This is a genomic window from Pseudomonas frigoris (assembly GCF_047758635.1).
Taxonomy (GTDB): Bacteria; Pseudomonadota; Gammaproteobacteria; order Pseudomonadales; family Pseudomonadaceae; genus Aquipseudomonas; species Aquipseudomonas frigoris.
In genome coordinates this window covers 4,289,062-4,309,858 of sequence record NZ_CP180479.1, presented here as the reverse complement: position 1 = coordinate 4,309,858, position 20,797 = coordinate 4,289,062, and the positions used below count along the sequence as shown (strand labels likewise).

Annotated in this window: 14 protein-coding genes, 2 tRNA genes, 3 rRNA genes and 2 pseudogenes; 13 read left to right on the top strand and 8 right to left on the bottom strand. The window is 58.1% G+C overall.

Annotation, left to right across the window (positions count from 1 at the left end):
- Nucleotides 1-6: 6 nt before the first annotated feature.
- The 9 genes from ACMXYH_RS19785 (at nucleotide 7) to rrf (ending at nucleotide 10,279) form a co-directional block, all read left to right on the top strand.
- A complete protein-coding gene (locus tag ACMXYH_RS19785) occupies nucleotides 7-1,173 on the top strand; it encodes an acyl-CoA dehydrogenase family protein (RefSeq protein ID WP_415764579.1) in 1,167 nt (388 codons plus the stop codon).
- A 10-nt stretch (nucleotides 1,174-1,183) separates the two neighbouring features.
- Entirely contained in the window at nucleotides 1,184-2,239 is a 1,056-nt protein-coding gene (locus ACMXYH_RS19780) for an acyl-CoA dehydrogenase family protein (protein WP_415764578.1), read from the top strand.
- Between the two features lie 28 nt (nucleotides 2,240-2,267).
- Nucleotides 2,268-3,416, top strand: coding sequence for an acetyl-CoA C-acetyltransferase (locus tag ACMXYH_RS19775; RefSeq protein ID WP_415764577.1), 1,149 nt, complete (start codon nucleotides 2,268-2,270; stop codon nucleotides 3,414-3,416).
- A 26-nt stretch (nucleotides 3,417-3,442) separates the two neighbouring features.
- Nucleotides 3,443-4,318, top strand: coding sequence for an SDR family oxidoreductase (locus tag ACMXYH_RS19770; protein ID WP_415764576.1), 876 nt, complete (start codon nucleotides 3,443-3,445; stop codon nucleotides 4,316-4,318).
- A 650-nt stretch (nucleotides 4,319-4,968) separates the two neighbouring features.
- A 16S ribosomal RNA gene (locus ACMXYH_RS19765) occupies nucleotides 4,969-6,507 on the top strand.
- Between the two features lie 161 nt (nucleotides 6,508-6,668).
- A tRNA-Ile gene (locus ACMXYH_RS19760) sits at nucleotides 6,669-6,745 on the top strand.
- Between the two features lie 27 nt (nucleotides 6,746-6,772).
- Nucleotides 6,773-6,848, top strand: a tRNA-Ala gene (locus ACMXYH_RS19755).
- Between the two features lie 250 nt (nucleotides 6,849-7,098).
- A 23S ribosomal RNA gene (locus ACMXYH_RS19750) occupies nucleotides 7,099-9,990 on the top strand.
- 173 nt (nucleotides 9,991-10,163) lie between these two features.
- Nucleotides 10,164-10,279 (top strand): 5S ribosomal RNA (rrf, locus tag ACMXYH_RS19745).
- Together the 16S, 23S and 5S rRNA genes with 2 tRNA genes alongside form the textbook arrangement of a ribosomal RNA operon.
- Nucleotides 10,280-10,352: 73 nt before the next feature.
- On the opposite strand, the gene ACMXYH_RS19740 is transcribed toward rrf, so the two are convergent.
- The 4 genes from ACMXYH_RS19740 to ACMXYH_RS19725 all read right to left on the bottom strand — a co-directional run bounded on the left by ACMXYH_RS19740 (nucleotide 10,353) and on the right by ACMXYH_RS19725 (nucleotide 12,960).
- The gene (locus ACMXYH_RS19740) at nucleotides 10,353-10,781 is read right to left on the bottom strand and encodes a hypothetical protein (RefSeq protein ID WP_415764575.1); all 429 of its coding nucleotides are present in this window, start codon (nucleotides 10,779-10,781) and stop codon (nucleotides 10,353-10,355) included.
- A 127-nt stretch (nucleotides 10,782-10,908) separates the two neighbouring features.
- Nucleotides 10,909-11,322, bottom strand: coding sequence for a VOC family protein (locus tag ACMXYH_RS19735; protein WP_415764574.1), 414 nt, complete (start codon nucleotides 11,320-11,322; stop codon nucleotides 10,909-10,911).
- Nucleotides 11,323-11,519: 197 nt separating this feature from the next.
- A complete protein-coding gene (locus tag ACMXYH_RS19730; protein WP_256657584.1) occupies nucleotides 11,520-12,122 on the bottom strand; it encodes a TetR/AcrR family transcriptional regulator in 603 nt (200 codons plus the stop codon).
- Entirely contained in the window at nucleotides 12,109-12,960 is an 852-nt protein-coding gene (locus tag ACMXYH_RS19725; protein ID WP_415764573.1) for a 3-hydroxybutyryl-CoA dehydrogenase, read from the bottom strand. Before ACMXYH_RS19725 ends, ACMXYH_RS19730 begins: the two co-directional genes overlap by 14 nt.
- Before the next feature lie 165 nt (nucleotides 12,961-13,125).
- Between ACMXYH_RS19725 and ACMXYH_RS19720 the strand changes: the two genes are divergently transcribed.
- Together ACMXYH_RS19720 and ACMXYH_RS19715 are read left to right on the top strand one after the other, a co-directional pair.
- Nucleotides 13,126-14,145, top strand: a complete 1,020-nt coding sequence (locus tag ACMXYH_RS19720; RefSeq protein WP_415764572.1) for an AraC family transcriptional regulator — start codon at nucleotides 13,126-13,128, stop codon at nucleotides 14,143-14,145.
- Nucleotides 14,142-15,956 (top strand): ABC transporter ATP-binding protein, encoded by a 1,815-nt coding sequence (locus ACMXYH_RS19715; protein ID WP_415764571.1) that lies wholly within the window; start codon nucleotides 14,142-14,144, stop codon nucleotides 15,954-15,956. Before ACMXYH_RS19720 ends, ACMXYH_RS19715 begins: the two co-directional genes overlap by 4 nt.
- A 123-nt stretch (nucleotides 15,957-16,079) precedes the next feature.
- On the opposite strand, the pseudogene ACMXYH_RS19710 reads toward ACMXYH_RS19715, so the two are convergent.
- Nucleotides 16,080-16,320: pseudogene (locus ACMXYH_RS19710) on the bottom strand (alpha/beta hydrolase); the annotation flags it as partial.
- A gap of 557 nt (nucleotides 16,321-16,877) precedes the next feature.
- Between ACMXYH_RS19710 and ACMXYH_RS19705 the strand changes: the two are divergent.
- A pseudogene (locus ACMXYH_RS19705) lies at nucleotides 16,878-17,455 on the top strand (antibiotic biosynthesis monooxygenase).
- An 88-nt stretch (nucleotides 17,456-17,543) separates the two neighbouring features.
- On the opposite strand, the gene ACMXYH_RS19700 reads toward ACMXYH_RS19705, so the two are convergent.
- From ACMXYH_RS19700 to gspG, 3 genes are all read right to left on the bottom strand, one after another.
- Nucleotides 17,544-18,143: a hypothetical protein gene (locus ACMXYH_RS19700; protein WP_415764570.1), complete on the bottom strand. Its 600-nt coding sequence runs from the start codon at nucleotides 18,141-18,143 to the stop codon at nucleotides 17,544-17,546.
- Nucleotides 18,144-18,289: 146 nt separating this feature from the next.
- Nucleotides 18,290-19,477 (bottom strand): type II secretion system F family protein, encoded by a 1,188-nt coding sequence (locus ACMXYH_RS19695; RefSeq protein ID WP_415764569.1) that lies wholly within the window; start codon nucleotides 19,475-19,477, stop codon nucleotides 18,290-18,292.
- Between the two features lie 12 nt (nucleotides 19,478-19,489).
- Nucleotides 19,490-19,924, bottom strand: a complete 435-nt coding sequence (gene gspG / locus ACMXYH_RS19690; RefSeq protein ID WP_129443206.1) for a type II secretion system major pseudopilin GspG — start codon at nucleotides 19,922-19,924, stop codon at nucleotides 19,490-19,492.
- 193 nt (nucleotides 19,925-20,117) lie between these two features.
- Here gspG and ACMXYH_RS19685 point away from each other — a divergent pair, with 193 nt between their 5' ends.
- Nucleotides 20,118-20,726 carry a lytic transglycosylase domain-containing protein gene (locus ACMXYH_RS19685; RefSeq protein ID WP_415764568.1) on the top strand — a complete coding sequence of 203 codons (609 nt, stop codon included), beginning with the start codon at nucleotides 20,118-20,120 and terminating at the stop codon, nucleotides 20,724-20,726.
- Nucleotides 20,727-20,797: the final 71 nt, after the last annotated feature.

Below are 20,797 nucleotides of genomic sequence, written 5' to 3'. Positions count from 1 at the left end.
ACTCTCATGGACCTGACATACACCCCGGCCCAGCAGGCCTTTCGCGCCGAGGCGCGGACCTGGCTGACGGCCAATGTACCCCGTGAACCGCTGCAATCGTTCGACACCGAGCAAGGCTTTGCCGAGCACCGTGCCTGGGAAAACCGGCTTAACGACGGTCGCTGGGGCATGGTCACCTGGCCGATCGATCTCGGTGGGCGCGGTTGCGACTTAATCGAGTGGTTGATCTTCGAGGAGGAGTACTACCGCTCTGGCGCGCCTGCACGGGTTAACCAGAACGGCATCTTCCTGCTCGGCCCGACGCTGATGGAATATGGCAGCGAGGCACAGAAAGCGCGCTTTTTGCCACGCATGGCCACTGGCGAAGATATCTGGGCCCAGGCCTGGTCCGAGCCAGGCGCCGGCTCCGACATGGCGGCAATCCGCTCGAAGGCCGAACGGGTGGGTGACCATTATGTGATCAACGGCCAGAAAACCTGGTCGACTCGCGCCGTGTGGGCCGACTGGGTGTTCGGTATCTTCCGCACCGACCCTCATTCGCAGCGCCATCAAGGCCTGACGTTTATTCTGCTGCCGCTCGACAGTCCGGGAATCACCGTACGGCCGATTCCTCAGCTCAATGGCTTGCCCGGGTTCGCCGAGATTTTCTTCGACGACGTCAAGGTTCCGGTGGAAAACGCGCTGGGCGGCGAGGGCATGGGTTGGCATGTGGCGATGTCCACCGCCGGGTTCGAGCGCGGTTTGCTGCTGCGTTCACCCGCACGATTTCAGGAAACCGCTCGGCGACTGGTGCAGCTGTACCAGGCCAACCGCGAGCAGGCTGATCGTGACCCGGCCATTGGCGAGTCGGTGATGCGCGCCTGGCTGGACGCCGAGGCTTACACCCTGAGCACCTACATGACCGCCTCGAAACTGGTGCAGGGCGGCAAGATCGGACCGGAGTCTTCGACCAACAAAATCTTCTGGTCGGAACTCGATCAGCGCATGCACGACACCGCTATGAGCATTCTCGGCTTGCGTGGCGAGCTGCTGCCCGAAGCACCTGCTGCGGGCGATGTCGGCCATTGGCTGGAAGGTTTTCTGTTTGCCCAGGCCGGACCGATCTACGCCGGCACCAACGAGATCCAGCGCAACATCATTGCCGAACGCATGCTCGGCATGCCGCGTGCCTGAGGAATAGACCATGGACTTTAGTTTCAGCCGCGACCAATTGCTGTTCCAGGACAACGTCAGAAGTTTTCTGATCAACGAGGTCACCCCAGAGCGTATTCGCGAACTCTGGCTTTGCCATAGCGGGCGCAGCGATCAGCTCTGGGCCCAATTGGTGGAGTTGGGCCTGACCGCGCTGACGGTTCCCGAAGAGCAGAACGGGATGGGGATGAATGAGCTGGACTTCATTCTGCTTGCTCAGGAATGTGGTTATGCCGGTCTGCCCGAGCCGCTGGTGGACACGATGCTGATCGGCGTGCCGTTGCTCGCCGCCCTTGATGAGCGCCACGTGGCACTCAAACAACATTGGCTGGGGCGGGTCGCAGAAGGACGCGCGCGACTGGCGATTGCCGAACCGGGTAACCCGCTGGTCAGCGATGCTCATGTCGCCGATTTGCTGTTGCTGGCTCATGGCGATGAGGTGCATGCGGTGGAACCTTGCGCGGTGCGCCTGACCCGCAATGTGTCGGTCGATCCCAGTCGTCAGCTGTTTCAGGTCGACTGGACGCCAACGTCCGCCACCTGCGTGGCCGCTGGTGAGCAGGGCCGGCGCTTGTGGGCCGCCGCGTTTAATCGTGGGGCGCTGGGCTGTGCCGCGCAAATGCTGGGGCTGGCCAAACGCATGGTCGACCTCGCGGTGGATTACACCTTTGAGCGCAAACAGTTCGGCAAACCGGTGGGTTCGTTTCAGGCCGTCAAGCATTTGATGGCCAACGTCGCGGTGCAGATCGAGTTCGCCAAGGGGCCGCTGTATCGCGCCGCCTATGCACTGGCCGAGCAGCAACCGGGGCAGGAAGTGCTGGTGTCCCATGCCAAGTTGGCAACTTCGGAAGCCGCCATGCTCGCCGCGAAAAACACCATTCAGGCCCATGGCGCCATGGGCTACACCTGGGAAGTCGACCTGCACTTGTTCATGAAACGCGCCTGGGCGCTGGACAAAGTCTGGGGTGATCGCGGCCATCACAAAGGGCGGATCCGCGCGGCCTTGTTCAACGGCAAACCGGCGTTAGGCGCCGGCCAGACCTTCTGACGAGTTCCACCTTTTTTCGAGAGATAACATGCCTGAAGCCTATATTGTCGACGCCCTGCGCACGCCAACCGGACGGCGCAAGGGTGGTTTGAGCCAGATTCACGCAGCCGATCTGGGCGCCCATGTATTGCGCGCACTGGTCCAACGCAACGACATCCCCGATGACGATTACGACGACGTGATCTTCGGCTGTGTCGACACCATCGGTCCGCTGGCCGGGGACATTGCCCGCACCTGCTGGCTGGCCGCCGGCCTGTCGCAGGCGGTACCCGGCACCACCATCGATCGCCAGTGCGGTTCGTCCCAGCAAGCGGTGCACTTTGCCGCCCAAGCGGTGATGAGCGGCACCCAGGATGTGGTCGTCGCCGGCGGCGTGCAAACCATGACCCAGATTCCTATTTCCTCAGCCATGATCGCTGCCGAACCGCTGGGCTTCAGTGATCCGTTCAGCGGCTCCGAAGGTTGGGTCCGGCGCTATGGCGTACAACCGCCGACTCAATTCCGTTCGGCGCAGATGATTGCCGAGAAGTGGGGGCTGTCCCGAGAACAGCTGGAAGCCTATTCACTGGAGTCCCATCAGCGGGCATTGCGGGCCATCGAGCAAGGGCGGTTCAACCGGGAAATCGTGCCACTGGCCGGAGTCGTGCACGACGAAACGCCGCGCCAGACCAGCCTGGCGAAAATGGCCGAACTGGACGTTCTGTTTGGCTGCGACCGGGTGACCGCAGCAGTGTCCAGCCAGACCTGCGACGCGGCCAGCGCGATGTTGATCGTTTCTGAAACAGCACTCAAACGCTACGGACTGACACCGCGCGCGCGTATCCACCACCTCAGCGTGCGCGCCGCAGACCCGATCTGGATGCTCACCGCTCCAATCCCGGCCACCGCTTATGCACTCAAGCGAGCCGGGATGAAGCTTGAAGACATCGATCGGGTGGAGATCAACGAAGCCTTCGCTTCGGTCGCGATGGCCTGGCTCAAAGAGACCGGTTATCCCCATGAACAGACCAACGTCAACGGCGGCGCGATTGCCCTCGGCCATCCGCTGGGCGCCACCGGCACCCGGTTGATGTGCACGTTGTTGCATGAGCTGGAGCGCAGCGGGGGACGCTTCGGCTTGCAGACCATGTGCGAAGGTGGCGGCCAGGCCAACGTGACGATTATCGAACGCTTGTAAGCGATGTATTTGAAGGGAGCAGGAACATGAAAATCTGTGAGAACCGCGTAGTGATCATCACCGGTGCCGGCGGTGGTCTGGGTCGGGCCTACGCGCTGGCCTTCGCCGCCGAGGGCGCTAAAGTGGTGGTCAACGATATCAATCGTGAAGCGGCGCTGGCCGTGGTCGGCGAAATTCTCGCGCACGGTGGAAGCGCCGTGGCCAACAGCAACGACATCACCCGCTACGACGATGCGGCGTTGATCGTGCGCCACGCCATCGAAACCTTCGGCGGCCTGGACGTGGTGGTCAACAACGCCGGCATCTGTCGCGACCGCATGTTCGCCAGCCTCACCGAAGCCGACTGGGATGCAGTGGTGGCCGTGCACCTCAAAGGCCACTTCTGTATCGCCAGCCACGCCGCACGTTACTGGCGCGAACAGGCCAAGGGAGGTGCGCAGCTGAGTGCGCGGATCATCAATACCAGTTCCGGGGCCGGTTTGCAGGGCTCCATCGGTCAATCCAACTATGCCGCTGCCAAGGCTGGTATCGCTGCGTTGACGCTCGTGCAGGCGGCCGAACTGGGTCGCTATGGCATAACCGTCAACGCCCTGGCCCCGGCCGCGCGCACCGGAATGACCGAGCAGGTGTTCGCCGATACCATGAAAAAACCTGAAGAGGGCTTCGACTACTTCGCTCCGGAAAACGTTGCGCCGCTGGTGGTCTGGCTCGGCTCGCAAGCCTCCAGTGCGGTGAACGGGCAGATGTTCGAAGTCGAGGGCGGCAAGTTGTCGATTGCCGACGGCTGGCGTAGAGGTCCGGAACTGGACAGGCAAGGGCGTTGGGCGGTGGGCGAGGTGGGTCAGGCGGTAGAGCAATTGATGGCCCGGGCGGTGCCGGCGGCGAAAGTGTACGGCAGCTGATTGGGCCGCGAATCCCTCTATATAGAAGGATTCGCTTTGCTCTTCTATATAGAGTGGAAACGGGCTGTTTTCCGGCGTCCAGCAAGTGTTTGATAGAAAAGCTCAATTAAGGGTTGACGGCAGATTCTGGAAGTCTATAATTCGCCCCACTTCCGGCGCAGTCGAAACGGAAAACTCCTTGAAAAACAATGAGTTACGCAGTTTTCGATAGCGAGTTGCTTCAGGTCATCGAAGCCCAGAAGGAGTTGAAAGAGCGGGGTTGTTTGGCTCTTTTGACGATTCGATCTTCTCGGTCGACAGCGGTGTAAAAGAGGTGTTGACAGCAGCGAGTAACGCTGTAGAATTCGCCTCCCGCTAACGAGAGATCGCAAGCGCAAGTGGTTGAAGTTGCAAAGGAAACTTTGAAAACTTCGAAAAATAACCGCTTGACAGCAACAGAGGCTGCTGTAGAATGCGCGCCTCGGTTGAGACGAAAGATCTTAACCAACCGCTCTTTAACAACTGAATCAAGCAATTCGTGTGGGTGCTTGTGGAGTCAGACTGATAGTCAACAAGATTATCAGCATCACAAGTTACTCCGCGAGAAATCAAAGATGTAACCAACGATTGCTGAGCCAAGTTTAGGGTTTCTTAAAAACCCAAAGATGTTTGAACTGAAGAGTTTGATCATGGCTCAGATTGAACGCTGGCGGCAGGCCTAACACATGCAAGTCGAGCGGCAGCACGGGTACTTGTACCTGGTGGCGAGCGGCGGACGGGTGAGTAATGCCTAGGAATCTGCCTGGTAGTGGGGGATAACGCTCGGAAACGGACGCTAATACCGCATACGTCCTACGGGAGAAAGCAGGGGACCTTCGGGCCTTGCGCTATCAGATGAGCCTAGGTCGGATTAGCTAGTTGGTGAGGTAATGGCTCACCAAGGCGACGATCCGTAACTGGTCTGAGAGGATGATCAGTCACACTGGAACTGAGACACGGTCCAGACTCCTACGGGAGGCAGCAGTGGGGAATATTGGACAATGGGCGAAAGCCTGATCCAGCCATGCCGCGTGTGTGAAGAAGGTCTTCGGATTGTAAAGCACTTTAAGTTGGGAGGAAGGGCATTTACCTAATACGTAAGTGTTTTGACGTTACCGACAGAATAAGCACCGGCTAACTCTGTGCCAGCAGCCGCGGTAATACAGAGGGTGCAAGCGTTAATCGGAATTACTGGGCGTAAAGCGCGCGTAGGTGGTTTGTTAAGTTGGATGTGAAATCCCCGGGCTCAACCTGGGAACTGCATTCAAAACTGACAAGCTAGAGTATGGTAGAGGGTGGTGGAATTTCCTGTGTAGCGGTGAAATGCGTAGATATAGGAAGGAACACCAGTGGCGAAGGCGACCACCTGGACTGATACTGACACTGAGGTGCGAAAGCGTGGGGAGCAAACAGGATTAGATACCCTGGTAGTCCACGCCGTAAACGATGTCAACTAGCCGTTGGGAGCCTTGAGCTCTTAGTGGCGCAGCTAACGCATTAAGTTGACCGCCTGGGGAGTACGGCCGCAAGGTTAAAACTCAAATGAATTGACGGGGGCCCGCACAAGCGGTGGAGCATGTGGTTTAATTCGAAGCAACGCGAAGAACCTTACCAGGCCTTGACATCCAATGAACTTTCCAGAGATGGATTGGTGCCTTCGGGAACATTGAGACAGGTGCTGCATGGCTGTCGTCAGCTCGTGTCGTGAGATGTTGGGTTAAGTCCCGTAACGAGCGCAACCCTTGTCCTTAGTTACCAGCACGTAATGGTGGGCACTCTAAGGAGACTGCCGGTGACAAACCGGAGGAAGGTGGGGATGACGTCAAGTCATCATGGCCCTTACGGCCTGGGCTACACACGTGCTACAATGGTCGGTACAGAGGGTTGCCAAGCCGCGAGGTGGAGCTAATCCCAGAAAACCGATCGTAGTCCGGATCGCAGTCTGCAACTCGACTGCGTGAAGTCGGAATCGCTAGTAATCGCGAATCAGAATGTCGCGGTGAATACGTTCCCGGGCCTTGTACACACCGCCCGTCACACCATGGGAGTGGGTTGCACCAGAAGTAGCTAGTCTAACCTTCGGGAGGACGGTTACCACGGTGTGATTCATGACTGGGGTGAAGTCGTAACAAGGTAGCCGTAGGGGAACCTGCGGCTGGATCACCTCCTTAATCGACGACATCAGCTGCTCCATAAGTTCCCACACGAATTGCTTGATTCATTGAAGAAGACGATAAGAAGCAGCCCTAACAGGTTGTAGCTTAGTTGGTTGGAGCGCACCCCATGCTCTGTGGTAAGGAGCAGGGTGAGGTCGGCCTTAAAGCTCGAAATTGGGTCTGTAGCTCAGTTGGTTAGAGCGCACCCCTGATAAGGGTGAGGTCGGCAGTTCGAATCTGCCCAGACCCACCAATTTTGTGTGGGAACCTGTAGAAATACGGGGCCATAGCTCAGCTGGGAGAGCGCCTGCCTTGCACGCAGGAGGTCAACGGTTCGATCCCGTTTGGCTCCACCACTACTGCTTCTGTTTGTTGAAAGCTTAGAAATGAGCATTCCATCGTGACGATGGTGAATGTTGATTTCTAGTCTTTGGATTAGATCGTTCTTTAAAAATTTGGGTATGTGATAGAAAGATAGACTGGACGTTACTTTCACTGGTAGCGGATCAGGCTAAGGTAAAATTTGTGAGTTGCTCTTTATGAGCAAGAATCGAATTTTCGGCGAATGTCGTCTTCACAGTATAACCAGATTGCTTGGGGTTATATGGTCAAGTGAAGAAGCGCATACGGTGGATGCCTTGGCAGTCAGAGGCGATGAAAGACGTGGTAGCCTGCGAAAAGCTTCGGGGAGTCGGCAAACAGACTTTGATCCGGAGATGTCTGAATGGGGGAACCCAGCCATCATAAGATGGTTATCTTAAGCTGAATACATAGGCTTAAGAGGCGAACCAGGGGAACTGAAACATCTAAGTACCCTGAGGAAAAGAAATCAACCGAGATTCCCTTAGTAGTGGCGAGCGAACGGGGACTAGCCCTTAAGTGGCTTTGAGATTAGCGGAACGCTCTGGAAAGTGCGGCCATAGTGGGTGATAGCCCTGTACGCGAAAATCTCTTGGTCATGAAATCGAGTAGGACGGAGCACGAGAAACTTTGTCTGAATATGGGGGGACCATCCTCCAAGGCTAAATACTACTGACTGACCGATAGTGAACTAGTACCGTGAGGGAAAGGCGAAAAGAACCCCGGAGAGGGGAGTGAAATAGATCCTGAAACCGTATGCGTACAAGCAGTGGGAGCCCACTTTGTTGGGTGACTGCGTACCTTTTGTATAATGGGTCAGCGACTTATTTTCAGTGGCGAGCTTAACCGAATAGGGGAGGCGTAGCGAAAGCGAGTCTTAATAGGGCGTCTAGTCGCTGGGAATAGACCCGAAACCGGGCGATCTATCCATGGGCAGGTTGAAGGTTGGGTAACACTAACTGGAGGACCGAACCGACTACCGTTGAAAAGTTAGCGGATGACCTGTGGATCGGAGTGAAAGGCTAATCAAGCTCGGAGATAGCTGGTTCTCCTCGAAAGCTATTTAGGTAGCGCCTCATGTATCACTGTAGGGGGTAGAGCACTGTTTCGGCTAGGGGGTCATCCCGACTTACCAAACCGATGCAAACTCCGAATACCTACAAGTGCCGAGCATGGGAGACACACGGCGGGTGCTAACGTCCGTCGTGAAAAGGGAAACAACCCAGACCGTCAGCTAAGGTCCCAAAGTTATGGTTAAGTGGGAAACGATGTGGGAAGGCTTAGACAGCTAGGAGGTTGGCTTAGAAGCAGCCACCCTTTAAAGAAAGCGTAATAGCTCACTAGTCGAGTCGGCCTGCGCGGAAGATGTAACGGGGCTCAAACCATACACCGAAGCTACGGGTATCACTTAGGTGATGCGGTAGAGGAGCGTTCTGTAAGCCTGTGAAGGTGAGTTGAGAAGCTTGCTGGAGGTATCAGAAGTGCGAATGCTGACATGAGTAACGACAATGGGTGTGAAAAACACCCACGCCGAAAGACCAAGGTTTCCTGCGCAACGTTAATCGACGCAGGGTTAGTCGGTCCCTAAGGCGAGGCTGAAAAGCGTAGTCGATGGAAAACAGGTTAATATTCCTGTACTTCTGGTTATTGCGATGGAGGGACGGAGAAGGCTAGGCCAGCTTGGCGTTGGTTGTCCAAGTTTAAGGTGGTAGGCTGGAATCTTAGGTAAATCCGGGATTCTAAGGCCGAGAGCTGATGACGAGTTACCCTTTGGGTGACGAAGTGGTTGATGCCATGCTTCCAAGAAAAGCTTCTAAGCTTCAGGTAACCAGGAACCGTACCCCAAACCGACACAGGTGGTTGGGTAGAGAATACCAAGGCGCTTGAGAGAACTCGGGTGAAGGAACTAGGCAAAATGGCACCGTAACTTCGGGAGAAGGTGCGCCGGTGAGGGTGAAGCATTTACTGCGTAAGCCCATGCCGGTCGAAGATACCAGGCCGCTGCGACTGTTTATTAAAAACACAGCACTCTGCAAACACGAAAGTGGACGTATAGGGTGTGACGCCTGCCCGGTGCCGGAAGGTTAATTGATGGGGTTAGCTAACGCGAAGCTCTTGATCGAAGCCCCGGTAAACGGCGGCCGTAACTATAACGGTCCTAAGGTAGCGAAATTCCTTGTCGGGTAAGTTCCGACCTGCACGAATGGCGTAACGATGGCGGCGCTGTCTCCACCCGAGACTCAGTGAAATTGAAATCGCTGTGAAGATGCAGTGTATCCGCGGCTAGACGGAAAGACCCCGTGAACCTTTACTATAGCTTTGCACTGGACTTTGAATTTGCTTGTGTAGGATAGGTGGGAGGCTTTGAAGCGTGGACGCCAGTTCGCGTGGAGCCAACCTTGAAATACCACCCTGGCAACTTTGAGGTTCTAACTCAGGTCCGTTATCCGGATCGAGGACAGTGTATGGTGGGTAGTTTGACTGGGGCGGTCTCCTCCTAAAGAGTAACGGAGGAGTACGAAGGTGCGCTCAGACCGGTCGGAAATCGGTCGTAGAGTATAAAGGCAAAAGCGCGCTTGACTGCGAGACAGACACGTCGAGCAGGTACGAAAGTAGGTCTTAGTGATCCGGTGGTTCTGTATGGAAGGGCCATCGCTCAACGGATAAAAGGTACTCCGGGGATAACAGGCTGATACCGCCCAAGAGTTCATATCGACGGCGGTGTTTGGCACCTCGATGTCGGCTCATCACATCCTGGGGCTGAAGCCGGTCCCAAGGGTATGGCTGTTCGCCATTTAAAGTGGTACGCGAGCTGGGTTTAGAACGTCGTGAGACAGTTCGGTCCCTATCTGCCGTGGACGTTTGAGATTTGAGAGGGGCTGCTCCTAGTACGAGAGGACCGGAGTGGACGAACCTCTGGTGTTCCGGTTGTCACGCCAGTGGCATTGCCGGGTAGCTATGTTCGGAATAGATAACCGCTGAAAGCATCTAAGCGGGAAACTAGCCTCAAGATGAGATCTCACTGGGACCTTGAGTCCCCTGAAGGGCCGTCGAAGACTACGACGTTGATAGGTTGGGTGTGTAAGCGCTGTGAGGCGTTGAGCTAACCAATACTAATTGCCCGTGAGGCTTGACCATATAACACCCAAGCAATTTGCATGCTTCGAGCTAAAAAGCGAAAGAGCACCAGATTGCGGTGTGTGAAGACGAAACGAACCGAAAGTTCGAGATACTCACAAAACACCCAACTATCGCATACCCATTCGCTGGAGCGTGAACCTGCAAAGGCCCACGACCTGGCTACCGAATTTCTTGACGACCATAGAGCATTGGAACCACCTGATCCCATCCCGAACTCAGCAGTGAAACGATGCATCGCCGATGGTAGTGTGGGGTTTCCCCATGTGAGAGTAGGTCATCGTCAAGATTAAATTCCGAAACCCCTATCTGCGTATGCAGGTAGGGGTTTTGTTTTGTCCGCAGGAAAGTGCGAACGGACATTACCGGTACTTGATCACAATCCCTTTGAGTTTCCGACCTTCGATGGTTTTTACGTCGCGAGCCCACAGTGGACCGTTGACATAGGCGCCCACCGGTTGGATATGGTCGTAGACCACCACCACGGCATCGCCGCCGAGCTTGGCGGACTCTTCGCGTAGTTTTTCTTCTACCTGAGTGATGGGAGGAGCAGGCTCGACGCTCGCATCGATGAGCACCTCACCCAATCGGACGTGAGGGCGCAGGGGCTCTGTGCGCAGCACCACGACTTCGCTGGCGAGCGTCGGCGCGGGATGCTCCACGCCCACATAGGCGGTGGTCTGGGCATCGACGGTGGCGCACCCACTCAGCGCGAGCAGAGTGGCGGTGAGCCCTCCAGCCAGCAGTGACAGTTTGAAACGAGTGGACCAAGGCACGTCATTGGCAGGCATAGTAAGGTTCCTCCGAACAATCCGCTGCTGTACGAGGTAGCGTGTTGACGGTAGCAGACGGTCCGGCAGTTGCCAGAAGCCCAACCTTTTCAGTTTGGGCTTTTTCATGCCTTGAGGAAGTTGAGTTTCATTGATCCTTTTCGCAATTCACCATCCACGACACACCAAACCGATCAACCAACATGCCGAAGCGAGCCGCCCAGAACGTGGTTTCCAGTGGCATTTCAACCTTGCCGCCGTCCGACAACGCAGAAAACACCCGTTCAGCCTCCGCAATGCTGTCGACATTCAGTGAAACCGAACAGCCGCTCATTTCGTCAGCGGGGCGATCAGGTGTTGTGTCCGAGCCCATGATCGCCTGATCGCCCACCAGCAGGCGGGTGTGGATGATCAGGTTGTGGTAGTCCGCCGGAAAGTGCTCGCGCGCGGGGCTTTCGCCGAAGGTCATCATGACTTCGATCTGGCCTGGCAGGCTTTGGGCATAGAAGGTGAAGGCGGCTTTGCAGTCGCCGTTGAAGATCAGGTAGGGATTGATTTTCATGCTTTGCTCCCGGTAACGAAGAGGCGAAGAGAGGCCTTATTCACCTCAGGCTCCGCAGTGATTGGGCTCCCTTTAGCAAAGCGTTAGATGTCGTGATTGGCAGGAATCGTTTAGATGTTTTTTCTATTGAAGCGGCGTGGCTTATGGCTTCCGGCGCCTGTGTCAATCCACGGTCACGGGGATATCGTCCTGGGTCCTCAAGCTGCTGCGCGTGGAACCGAGGGGCGTAGCAAACGTTCGATGGCTCCACTCACCAGACTCTCCAACAGCTCAACGCGCTCTCGCTCATCCAGCGAATGTTGCGCCAACCAGCCGGGTGCGCTGTTGAGTAAGTTTGCGATTGCATGTCCGGCGGCCAGCAGACCCTGTTCACTGAAGCGGGACCGGGCCCCGAGCATCAGCAACAATTTGCGCTCGTATTGCTCGCGCAGCTGCCGAACCCGTTCCTGTTGCTCTTCATTCAGGCAGCCGCTGTCACGCTCTGCCAGACGAAAATGCCAGGGCATCTCCTGATGCAGGTTCAAATGCGCTCGGATCAGGGCATGGAGTTTGTCACGTTTTGCCGGCGCCTTTTGCTCGATCCGCCCCAAGGTTGCCAGCAACTCTTCGTAGAACTCTTCGATCAGGTCGAGCAGCAAGTGCTGTTTGCTGGGGTAATGGTGATACAACGAGCCGGGAGCGAGCCCCAGGCAGGTCGCGAGCTCACGCATGCCGACCTGTCCGAAACCTTTGCAGGCGAACAGCTCCAGCACCTTGTCCCGGTACTCGGCAAAGCGCGAGCAACGCTCAGGCATAGGCATGGAAGCCACGCCCCGTTTTGCGCCCCAGGTAACCGGCGGCGACCATTTCCTTGAGCAGTGGAGCAGGGCGGTACTTGCTATCGTTGAAGCCCTCGTAGAAGGCTTCGAGGATCGCCAGCACGGTGTCCAGGCCGATCAGGTCCGCCAACGCCAACGGCCCGATTGGCTGATTGCAGCCCAGGCGCATGCCGGCGTCGATATCTTCGGCGCTGGCCAGGCCTTCCTGAAACACCAGGATCGCTTCGTTGATCATTGGCACCAGAATCCGGTTGACCACGAAACCCGGACGGTTGCCCGCGGTGATCGCGGTTTTGCCGAGAGTGGTCGCCATGTCCAGCGCCAGGGCGTGGGTGGCGTCGCTGGTTTGCAAACCGCGAATCACCTCGATCAGGCCCATCACCGGCACCGGGTTGAAGAAGTGCAGGCCGATGAAGCGCTCAGGTTGGCTGACACTGGCAGCGAGCTGGGTAATGGACAGCGAAGACGTGTTGGAGGCAATCACGCAATCGTTGCTGACCTGCGCGGCGATCTGTTGCAGCACGCGCAGTTTCAGCTCGAGGTTTTCGGTCGCGGCTTCGATCACCAGTTGCACGTTCAGCAGGCTGCTGTAATCGGTGCTGGTACGGATCTTGTCGAGGGCGGCGAGTTTTTGCTCTTGCGTCAGCGTTTCCTTGGCAACCTGCCGATCGAGGTTTTTTTCGACGGTCGCAACGGCCTTTTGCAGGGCGCTCTCGGAGACGTCGAGCAAGGTCACGTTAAAACCGGCCAAGGCGCAGACTTGCGCAATGCCATTGCCCATAGTGCCCGCGCCGATCACGCCAATGTTTTGCAGATTCATGTTCTGTCCTTCCGATCAAATCCCGCGATACCTTGGCCGCCGTAGTGGCCGAAGGCGTACTATTGGCCGCGAGTCTAGAGCCGGCAGGGCGGTTGTCCTATGCCGAAACTGTTCAACGGCACTGGTGTTTTTTGCCATTCGGGTGATGGGGAGAGAAGCGTTCACATGCGGGAAAAGGACTCGGTTTCCGCCTACTTCGTGCAGGCAATGATCCATGGGCTGGGAGACAATCCGCAACGTCAGAGGGCTGCGCTTGAACAGGCCGGCATTGATCCGGCGTTGATGGAGCAGCCCACCGCGCGTGTACCGGCGAGTGCGTTTGCCGCGTTGTGGTTGATTCAGATCCGCGAGCTCAACGATGAGTTCTTCGGGCTCGACTCCCATGGCATGCCGCCGGGCGGTTTCGCCCTGATCTGCCGGGCATTGATTCAGGAACCAGACCTGCACAAAGCCATGCGCCAGTGCCTGGCCAATTTCGCGCTATTCCTCCACGACTTTCGCGGCACGCTGACGGTGCGCGGAAAACGTGCGGTGATCAGCCTGCAGAACCACTCGCCAAACAGCGACGTCAGTCGTTTGGGCGAGGAGACGTTTCTGGTGTTGATGATCAGTCTGCTCTGCTGGCTGGGTGGCCGGCGCATCCCCATCGACCGCGCAGACTTTCGCCATCAGCGTGTGTCGCTCAGCGATGACCGTTTGCTCTGGGGACCGAACCTGACCTTTGGTGCCGAGCGTACCGAAATCGAATTCGCCAGCCACTACCTGCGCCTGCCGGTGGTTCAGGATCTGGCATCCCTGAAAGTATTTTTGCGCACCGCGCCGCAATGGCTGGTGATCCGTTTTCGCAATCAGCACGGCCTGGCGTCGCAGGTCCACCAGCGCCTGCGTAACAGCCATTACAGCCAATGGCCGACCTTGCAGGCCTTCGCCCTGGAACAGCACCTGAGCCCCAGCACCTTCCGCCGTAAGCTCGAACGGGAAGGGTGTTCGTATCAGGAGATCAAGGACGAGGTGCGGCGTGCCGTTGCCTTCGAACAGCTGCGCCAGAGCCGAGCGAGCATCAGTGACATTGCCGAGCAGCTTGGCTTTCAGGAACCGAGTGCGTTCCATCGGGCGTTCAAGAAGTGGACGGGAGAAAGTCCGGGACGGTATCGGGCGAGGTATCAGGGGGAGCTCACGGAGTGAACCCTGTTCTTGATCGTTTCACATCATTACTCGACCAGGCGAGACGCGCCTTGCTGCTGGTCTGGGCAACGTCTCGCGGACTGTTTCTGGGATTGGTACTGGCTACGCTGATCGCCGGCGTACTTCCTGCACTGGCCGCGTGGTTAGGCCAACGTATCGTCGATGCGGTCGTCACCGCCATGCAGTTGCACGCGCAACAGGGCAGTGCGCCGTTGTGGCCGGTCGTGCGTTATGTGCTGTTTGAAGCGGGCGTGCTTGCGTTGCTGTCCGGGACTCAGCGTGCGCTGTCGGTCCAGCAATCGCTATTGCGGGTGCAGTTGGGGCAGAAGGTCAATACGATGATTCTGGAGAAGGCCCAGACGTTATCGCTGGTGCAGTTCGAGAACTCCGAGTTCTACGACAAGTTGGTTCGGGTACGCCGTGAAGCTTCGACCCGGCCGTTGGCGCTGGTGATGAAGTCGTTGGGGTTGATCCAGAATCTGATCGTGTTGATCAGCTTCGGCGTGTTGCTGGTGCATTTTTCGCCTTGGGCGCTGGTACTACTGGTGGTCGGCGCGTTGCCGGTGTTCTTCGCCGAAGCGCATTTCTCCGGGGATGCCTTTCGATTGTTCACCCGCCGCGCACCGGAGAGCCGGCAGCAAAACTACATCGAGACGCTGCTCTCTCACGAGGGCTACATCAAAGAGGTCAAACTGTTCGGCTTCGCGCCGCTGCTATTGAAGCGTTATCGCGATACGTTCGCGCGGCTCTATGCCGAAGACCGGCGCCTGACGCTACGTCGGGATGGCTGGGGATTTATCCTCGGACTGCTGGGCACCGGCGCGTTTTATCTGGCGTATGCCTGGGTGGTGGTCGATACCGTCCATGGCAACATCAGCCTCGGGCAGATGACCATGTACCTGGTGTTGTTCAAGCAGGGACAGACGGCGGTGAGCAGCAGCTTGAGCGCCATCAGCGGTCTCTACGAAGATGGCCTTTACCTCTCCAGTCTTTATGAATACCTGGCCGAGCCTGTTGTGGCGGATACCGGCATCCTCACCGTGGGCGCCGTGCCCGGCGATGGCCTGCGTTTCGAGAACGTCGGTTTCCGTTATCCGGGTGCAAGTCGCGCCGCGCTGGAAGGCATCGATCTTCACCTTGTGCCTGGCCACAGTGTGGCGCTGGTGGGGGAGAACGGTTCGGGCAAGACCACGCTGATCAAATTACTGACGCGGCTATACCGTCCTGATCAGGGCCGCATCCTGCTGGACGGCAGCGATCTGCAAGCATGGGAAGAAGACGCGCTGCGGCGGCGCATCGGGGTGATTTTTCAGGACTACATCCGCTACCAATTCTCCGTCGGCGAGAACATCGGCGTCGGTGACACCCTGGCGTTCAACGATGAACAGCGCTGGCAGGAGGCCGCCGCCGAGGGCATGGCCGCGCCCTTCATCGAGGGGCTGGATCGAGGGTATGCGACGCAATTGGGGCGGTGGTTCGCCGGGGGGCAGGAGCTGTCCGGCGGGCAATGGCAGAAGATCGCGTTGTCGCGCGCCTACATGCGGCGCAACGCCGATATTCTGATTCTGGATGAGCCAACTTCTGCACTCGACCCGGCGGCGGAAGCGGCGGTGTTCGAGCATTTCAGTGAACACACCGAAGGCCGGATGACGTTGCTGATTTCTCACCGGTTTTCCAGCGTGCGCAATGCGGACCACATCATCGTGCTGGACCATGGAGCGATCCTTGAGCGGGGCGATCACGACAGTCTGGTGGCCGCGGGCGGGCGCTATGCGCAGTTGTTTGATTTGCAGGCCCGCGGTTACCGATAGATCTCAAGACTCCCGAAAAATCCGCGTCACCGCCGGCCCGGCCATTTGTGTTGGTTTTGTATTCGTCAAGCCGTCGAGTGCCTGGCGATACTGGGTACCGCCCCGGCTCATGCTGTTGTTGTGCGTACCACCAGGCATGCAGGCTTTGCCCGGCCTTGAAGCTGGCGGGTTTGATGTCGAATTCCTGAACATCCTTCGGCAGACCGCGATACCAACCAGCGTTGCCCGGCTCAATACGAAACAGCAGCTCGCGCTCTGTGTACTTGAGTACGCCGCAGCTCACCGGCAAGCCGACAATTAGCACGGCCATGCACAGCAGCGGCAGCCAGCGTCGGCCCAAGCGGCTCATCAAATTCGAAAACATGCAGGGGGCCGGAGGATGAAAAGGAAAGTTCGGGTTTTAACAGAAGCGTGGGGAAAGGTGGGGATAAATTCGACAGTCGTATGAATGGCCCGGATCAGTCGGTGATGCTCAGGGCCTCATCGTCGGAACGCCGCCCGGAGCAAGCTCGCTCCCACAAGGGACCGCATTTCAGTGTGGGAGCGAGCTTGCTCGCGATGAGGCCATTCCTGCCCATACATCTTCGAAGCCGTGCGCAAAGCCGCTCGCGATTACCTGAAGGAACTCGGGGATGGCAGTAAATTGTCCATCCTCTTTCGGGTGAATATGGATGGGGTGGCGAATCTGGCGACGGCTGTGAATTTTCCGGCGCGTATCTATACCGTCGTGGGAAGGAAGAGCGGTCTCTTATGAAGCCGTTTTTTTTGCCTGGAAGAAAGCTGATGGCCAGGAGAAGCTGCTTAACTACAGCGTGGCCGAAGGGCTGTTCGGCTTGCTGCTGTTGATTCTGTTCAGCAGCCTCTTCATCGCCGGGCCGAAACGGCCGGTGCTCAATGTCCGTTTCACCGGAGCCTTGCGTGATGCCCGAATCCAATCGTTTCGAGGAAGTCGTGACCCTGATCGTCAAACACCGGGTCAAGGCCGGTTTTGAAGTGCCTTACGAAGCCTGGCTTCGACACATCGTGGGTGTGGCGGGGCAGAGCGAAGGGCATTTGGGCGTGGACGTGATTCGCGGCAAGAGCGCCTGGATATGTTCACCTGCGTGCTGCGTTTTTGCTCCACCGAGGCGATGCAGCGCTGGCTCGATTCGCCGCAACGGCAAGCACTGGTCAACGAAGCCACGCCAATGCTGGCGGACGGTGATCAGACTGAGGTCAGTCCGGTTAATGAATTCTGGTTCGCCCCGCAGGCCGAAGCGGGATCGCCACCGCCGCGCTGGAAGCAGGCCGTGGTGACGTTGTTGGTGATTCTGCCGCACACTTTGCTGGTGCCGCTGATCTGGGGGCCGTTGCTGCAGCTCAACGCTTTCCTCTCCAATTACATCGTTGCCACCTTCCTGATCACCCTGACCATCGTGCTGTCGGTGGTGTACCTGTTCATGCCGATGGCGACGCGATTGTTCGCGCCCTGGCTGTCCCGCTCCGTTGCGAGTCGCTGACGTTATCGGCGGTTAACACGATCCATTGTAGGAGCCGGAGCAAGCTCGGCTCCTACAGTGATTTGTGTTGTTTGGGCATCAGCGGTTGTCAGGACTTTTTGTCATCGCCAGGCTCGCCACCAACATGCACACCATGGTCGTCACCCGGTTCACCGCCGACATGTACGCCGTGGTCATCGCCCACTTCGCCCGCGCGATGCACACCGTGGTCGTCGCCGATTTCACCCGCGTGATTAACCCCGCGATTGTGGCCGACTTCCCCCGCGTTATGAACGCCGTGATCATCCCCAGGTTCGGCGTGAGTGCCGCTACGCCCGGAAGAGGATGAGGCTGAGTTGCCGGAATGCCCCGAGCCATGGTCGCTGCCGCTGTGACCGCTACCGCTATTGCCGCCACTGCCGCTTCCACCGTGACTGCCGCCATTGCCGCCGCCACCGCTTCCACCGCCGCCGCCGCCACCACCGCCACCACCGCCGCCGCCACCACTGCCGCCACCGCTTCCACCGCCGCCGCCACCACTGCCGCCACCGCCTCCACTACCGCCACCACCACCACCTCCGCTTCCGCCACTGCCTCCGTCTTTGGCTTGAGCACTCGACATACCGGACAGGCTATCCGGTATCAGAACGGTGGATGCCGACAGAACTGCGCCAATAGCCACTGCGAGCAAAAGCTTTTTCATGTGCATATCGTTCTCCGTCTTCTTATTCAGCTTGGAACGTTGATGAATGCAACTTGCTGCCTGATTCAGTGGGTAAACACCTCACCGTACGGTTTTATTCAGTTGTCACGTCGATGAGTTCTGAAACGTCCAGCTCGGCCCTGGTCCAGGGGTCAGTGAATACTCGAGGCCAGCTCGAAAATCGGGATGTACATCAGGATCACGGTCACCCCGATCAGCAGGCCGATGAAGGTCATGAGCAAGGGTTCGAACAGCCGCACGAACCATTCGATCCAGCGGCTGATTTCTTCGTCGTAGAAGTCGGCGCTGCGTTCCATCATTTGCCCGAGGTTGCCGGACTGCTCGCCAGCACGCAGCAAGCGCAGGGACACCGGTGTCACGAGGTGATTGAGTTCCAGCGCGGTCGATAGCGACTGACCCTCGCGCACCCGTTCGCAGGCCTGGTCCAGACGCGCGCGGGAGGCGACGGTGAGCAGGCCGCGAACCATGCCCATGGCGGTGACGAGGGGAATCCCGCCTTGCAGCAGAATCCCCAGCGAGCGGTAGAAGCGTGCCAGTTCGTACATGAAAATGCGTTGATGGACCGCCGGGAGTTTTTCAATCACACGGTCCAGGCCCCGACGAAAGGCCGGTTGGCGCTGGAGGAAAGTGAGGGCGACGATGATCGCCAGCAATGCGCCGAAGAATTCACCCTGATGGGTGTGCAGGAACATCCCGCTGCTCATCAGGATCTGCGACAGCCACGGCAGGTTCGAGCCCAGCCCTTCGAACACCAGGCTGAAGCGCGGCACCACGTAGCCCATCAGAAACAACACCACGCCACCGCCCACCACCAGCAACAGCAGGGGGTAGATCGAAGCGCTGACGATTTTTTGCCGAACCTCGTCCATGCGCTGGCGATAGCTGACATAGCGGCCCAAGGCGTCGCCCACGGCGCCGGTCTTCTCGCTGGACTGCACCAACGCTACGTAGAGCGGAGGGAAAACCGCCGACAATTGGGCCAGTGCCTGGGAGAACGATTTGCCTTCATAAAGCAGGCGCACCAGTTCGCTCAAGGTCTTGCGGGCCTGGGGCGCGTTCTCTTTTTCCGCCAGGCTTTCCAGCGCATCGATCAACGGCAGGCCCGCATTGAGCAGCGTCGTCAGTTCCTGGCTGAACAGCACCAGGTTGAAGGTCTCGCGCTGTCGAACCCGCAGCGCACGCCAGTGACGCTCGGCGTACAGGCTGATCACCCGATAGCCCTGGTCTTCGACGATGCACCGGGCTTCGCTGTGGCCGAGCGCCTCGACGGTCATCGAGACGACGCCGGCCTTGCCAACGGCTTTGAGATGAAAACGCATGATCGCCTCCCGTCATTGCCAGCTGGTGACTTCGGCGTTTTCGCCTTCGCCGCCGGGTTGTCCGTCCTTGCCCATGGACAGCAAGTCGTATTCGCCGTTTTCGCCGGGGCAGCGATAGCTGTAGTTACGGCCCCACGGATCCTGCGGGAGTTTTTTCTGCAAGTAAGGGCCGGTCCATTTGGTTTCATCGCTGGGCGCGGTGACCAGCGCCTGCAAACCCTGTTCGGTCGACGGGTAATGACCGACCTCCAGACGGTACAGGTCCAGTGCCTTGCCCAGGCCTTCTATTTGCGCCTTGGCAACCTTCACTTCGGAGCGGCCCAGTTGGGCGAAATATTTCGGCGCGACGATGCCAGCCAACAGCCCCAGCACCACCAACACCACCAACAGTTCGAGCAGGGTGAACCCGCTTTGAGCACGCGGGGCGGAACGCAAACGCTGATTCATGATGACCTCACACAGTCGGCAGAAGGGTCGCCATGAAGGCTTATGCAATTGCCATGCACATGCCCGGAGATCCTTCTGCAACCCCTGAATTACGGGCCTGCGCGCATCCGGCACAGTGCTTGCGTATGGCTGGTTTACTACCGGCCATTGGGGCATTAGCCCCATTTTTCGGGGCCGGGCAGGGAGGTAAATAATGAAAACACTCACCACAGGACTGCTCGGTCTGCTGGTGCTGACCGGCGTCGTACAGGCCGATGTGTTCGTTTCCGTGGACGCCAAGGGCAGCTACGTTCTGTCCAATGTCCACCGTCCCGGCCGCACCTATGAACGGGTGATTCACGAGCCAGAATCCACCCGGGTCAGCATGGATCAGCAACCCCAGATGATTGCCCGGCAGCCCTATGCCGAGCTGGTTTCGGCGGCTGCCACGGCCAATCAGTTACCGGCGGCGCTGTTGCATGCCGTGATTCAGGCCGAGTCCGCCTACGACTCCGGTGCCCGGTCACCCAAGGGGGCTGGAGGGTTGATGCAATTGATGCCTGACACCGCCCGGGAGTTGGGGGTGAAGAATGTCTACGACCCGAAAGCCAACATCCAGGGTGGCGCCAAGTACCTGAAGCACCTGATGACCCTGTTCGATAACGACATTAGCCTCGCCGTGGCGGCCTACAACGCCGGGCCGCAAGCGGTGCTCAGCCGTGGCGGGGTGATCCCGCCGTTCGCCGAAACCCAGCGTTACGTGCCCAGTGTCTTGCGCCAATACCGACGCTTGCAGGGCCTGGCCGCGGATGCGCCGCTGTGATTGGGGGGTTCCCCCCATTTGTGGGGCAACGCGATCTGTATCACCGAACTGAAGAACGCGTTCGCCCCGTA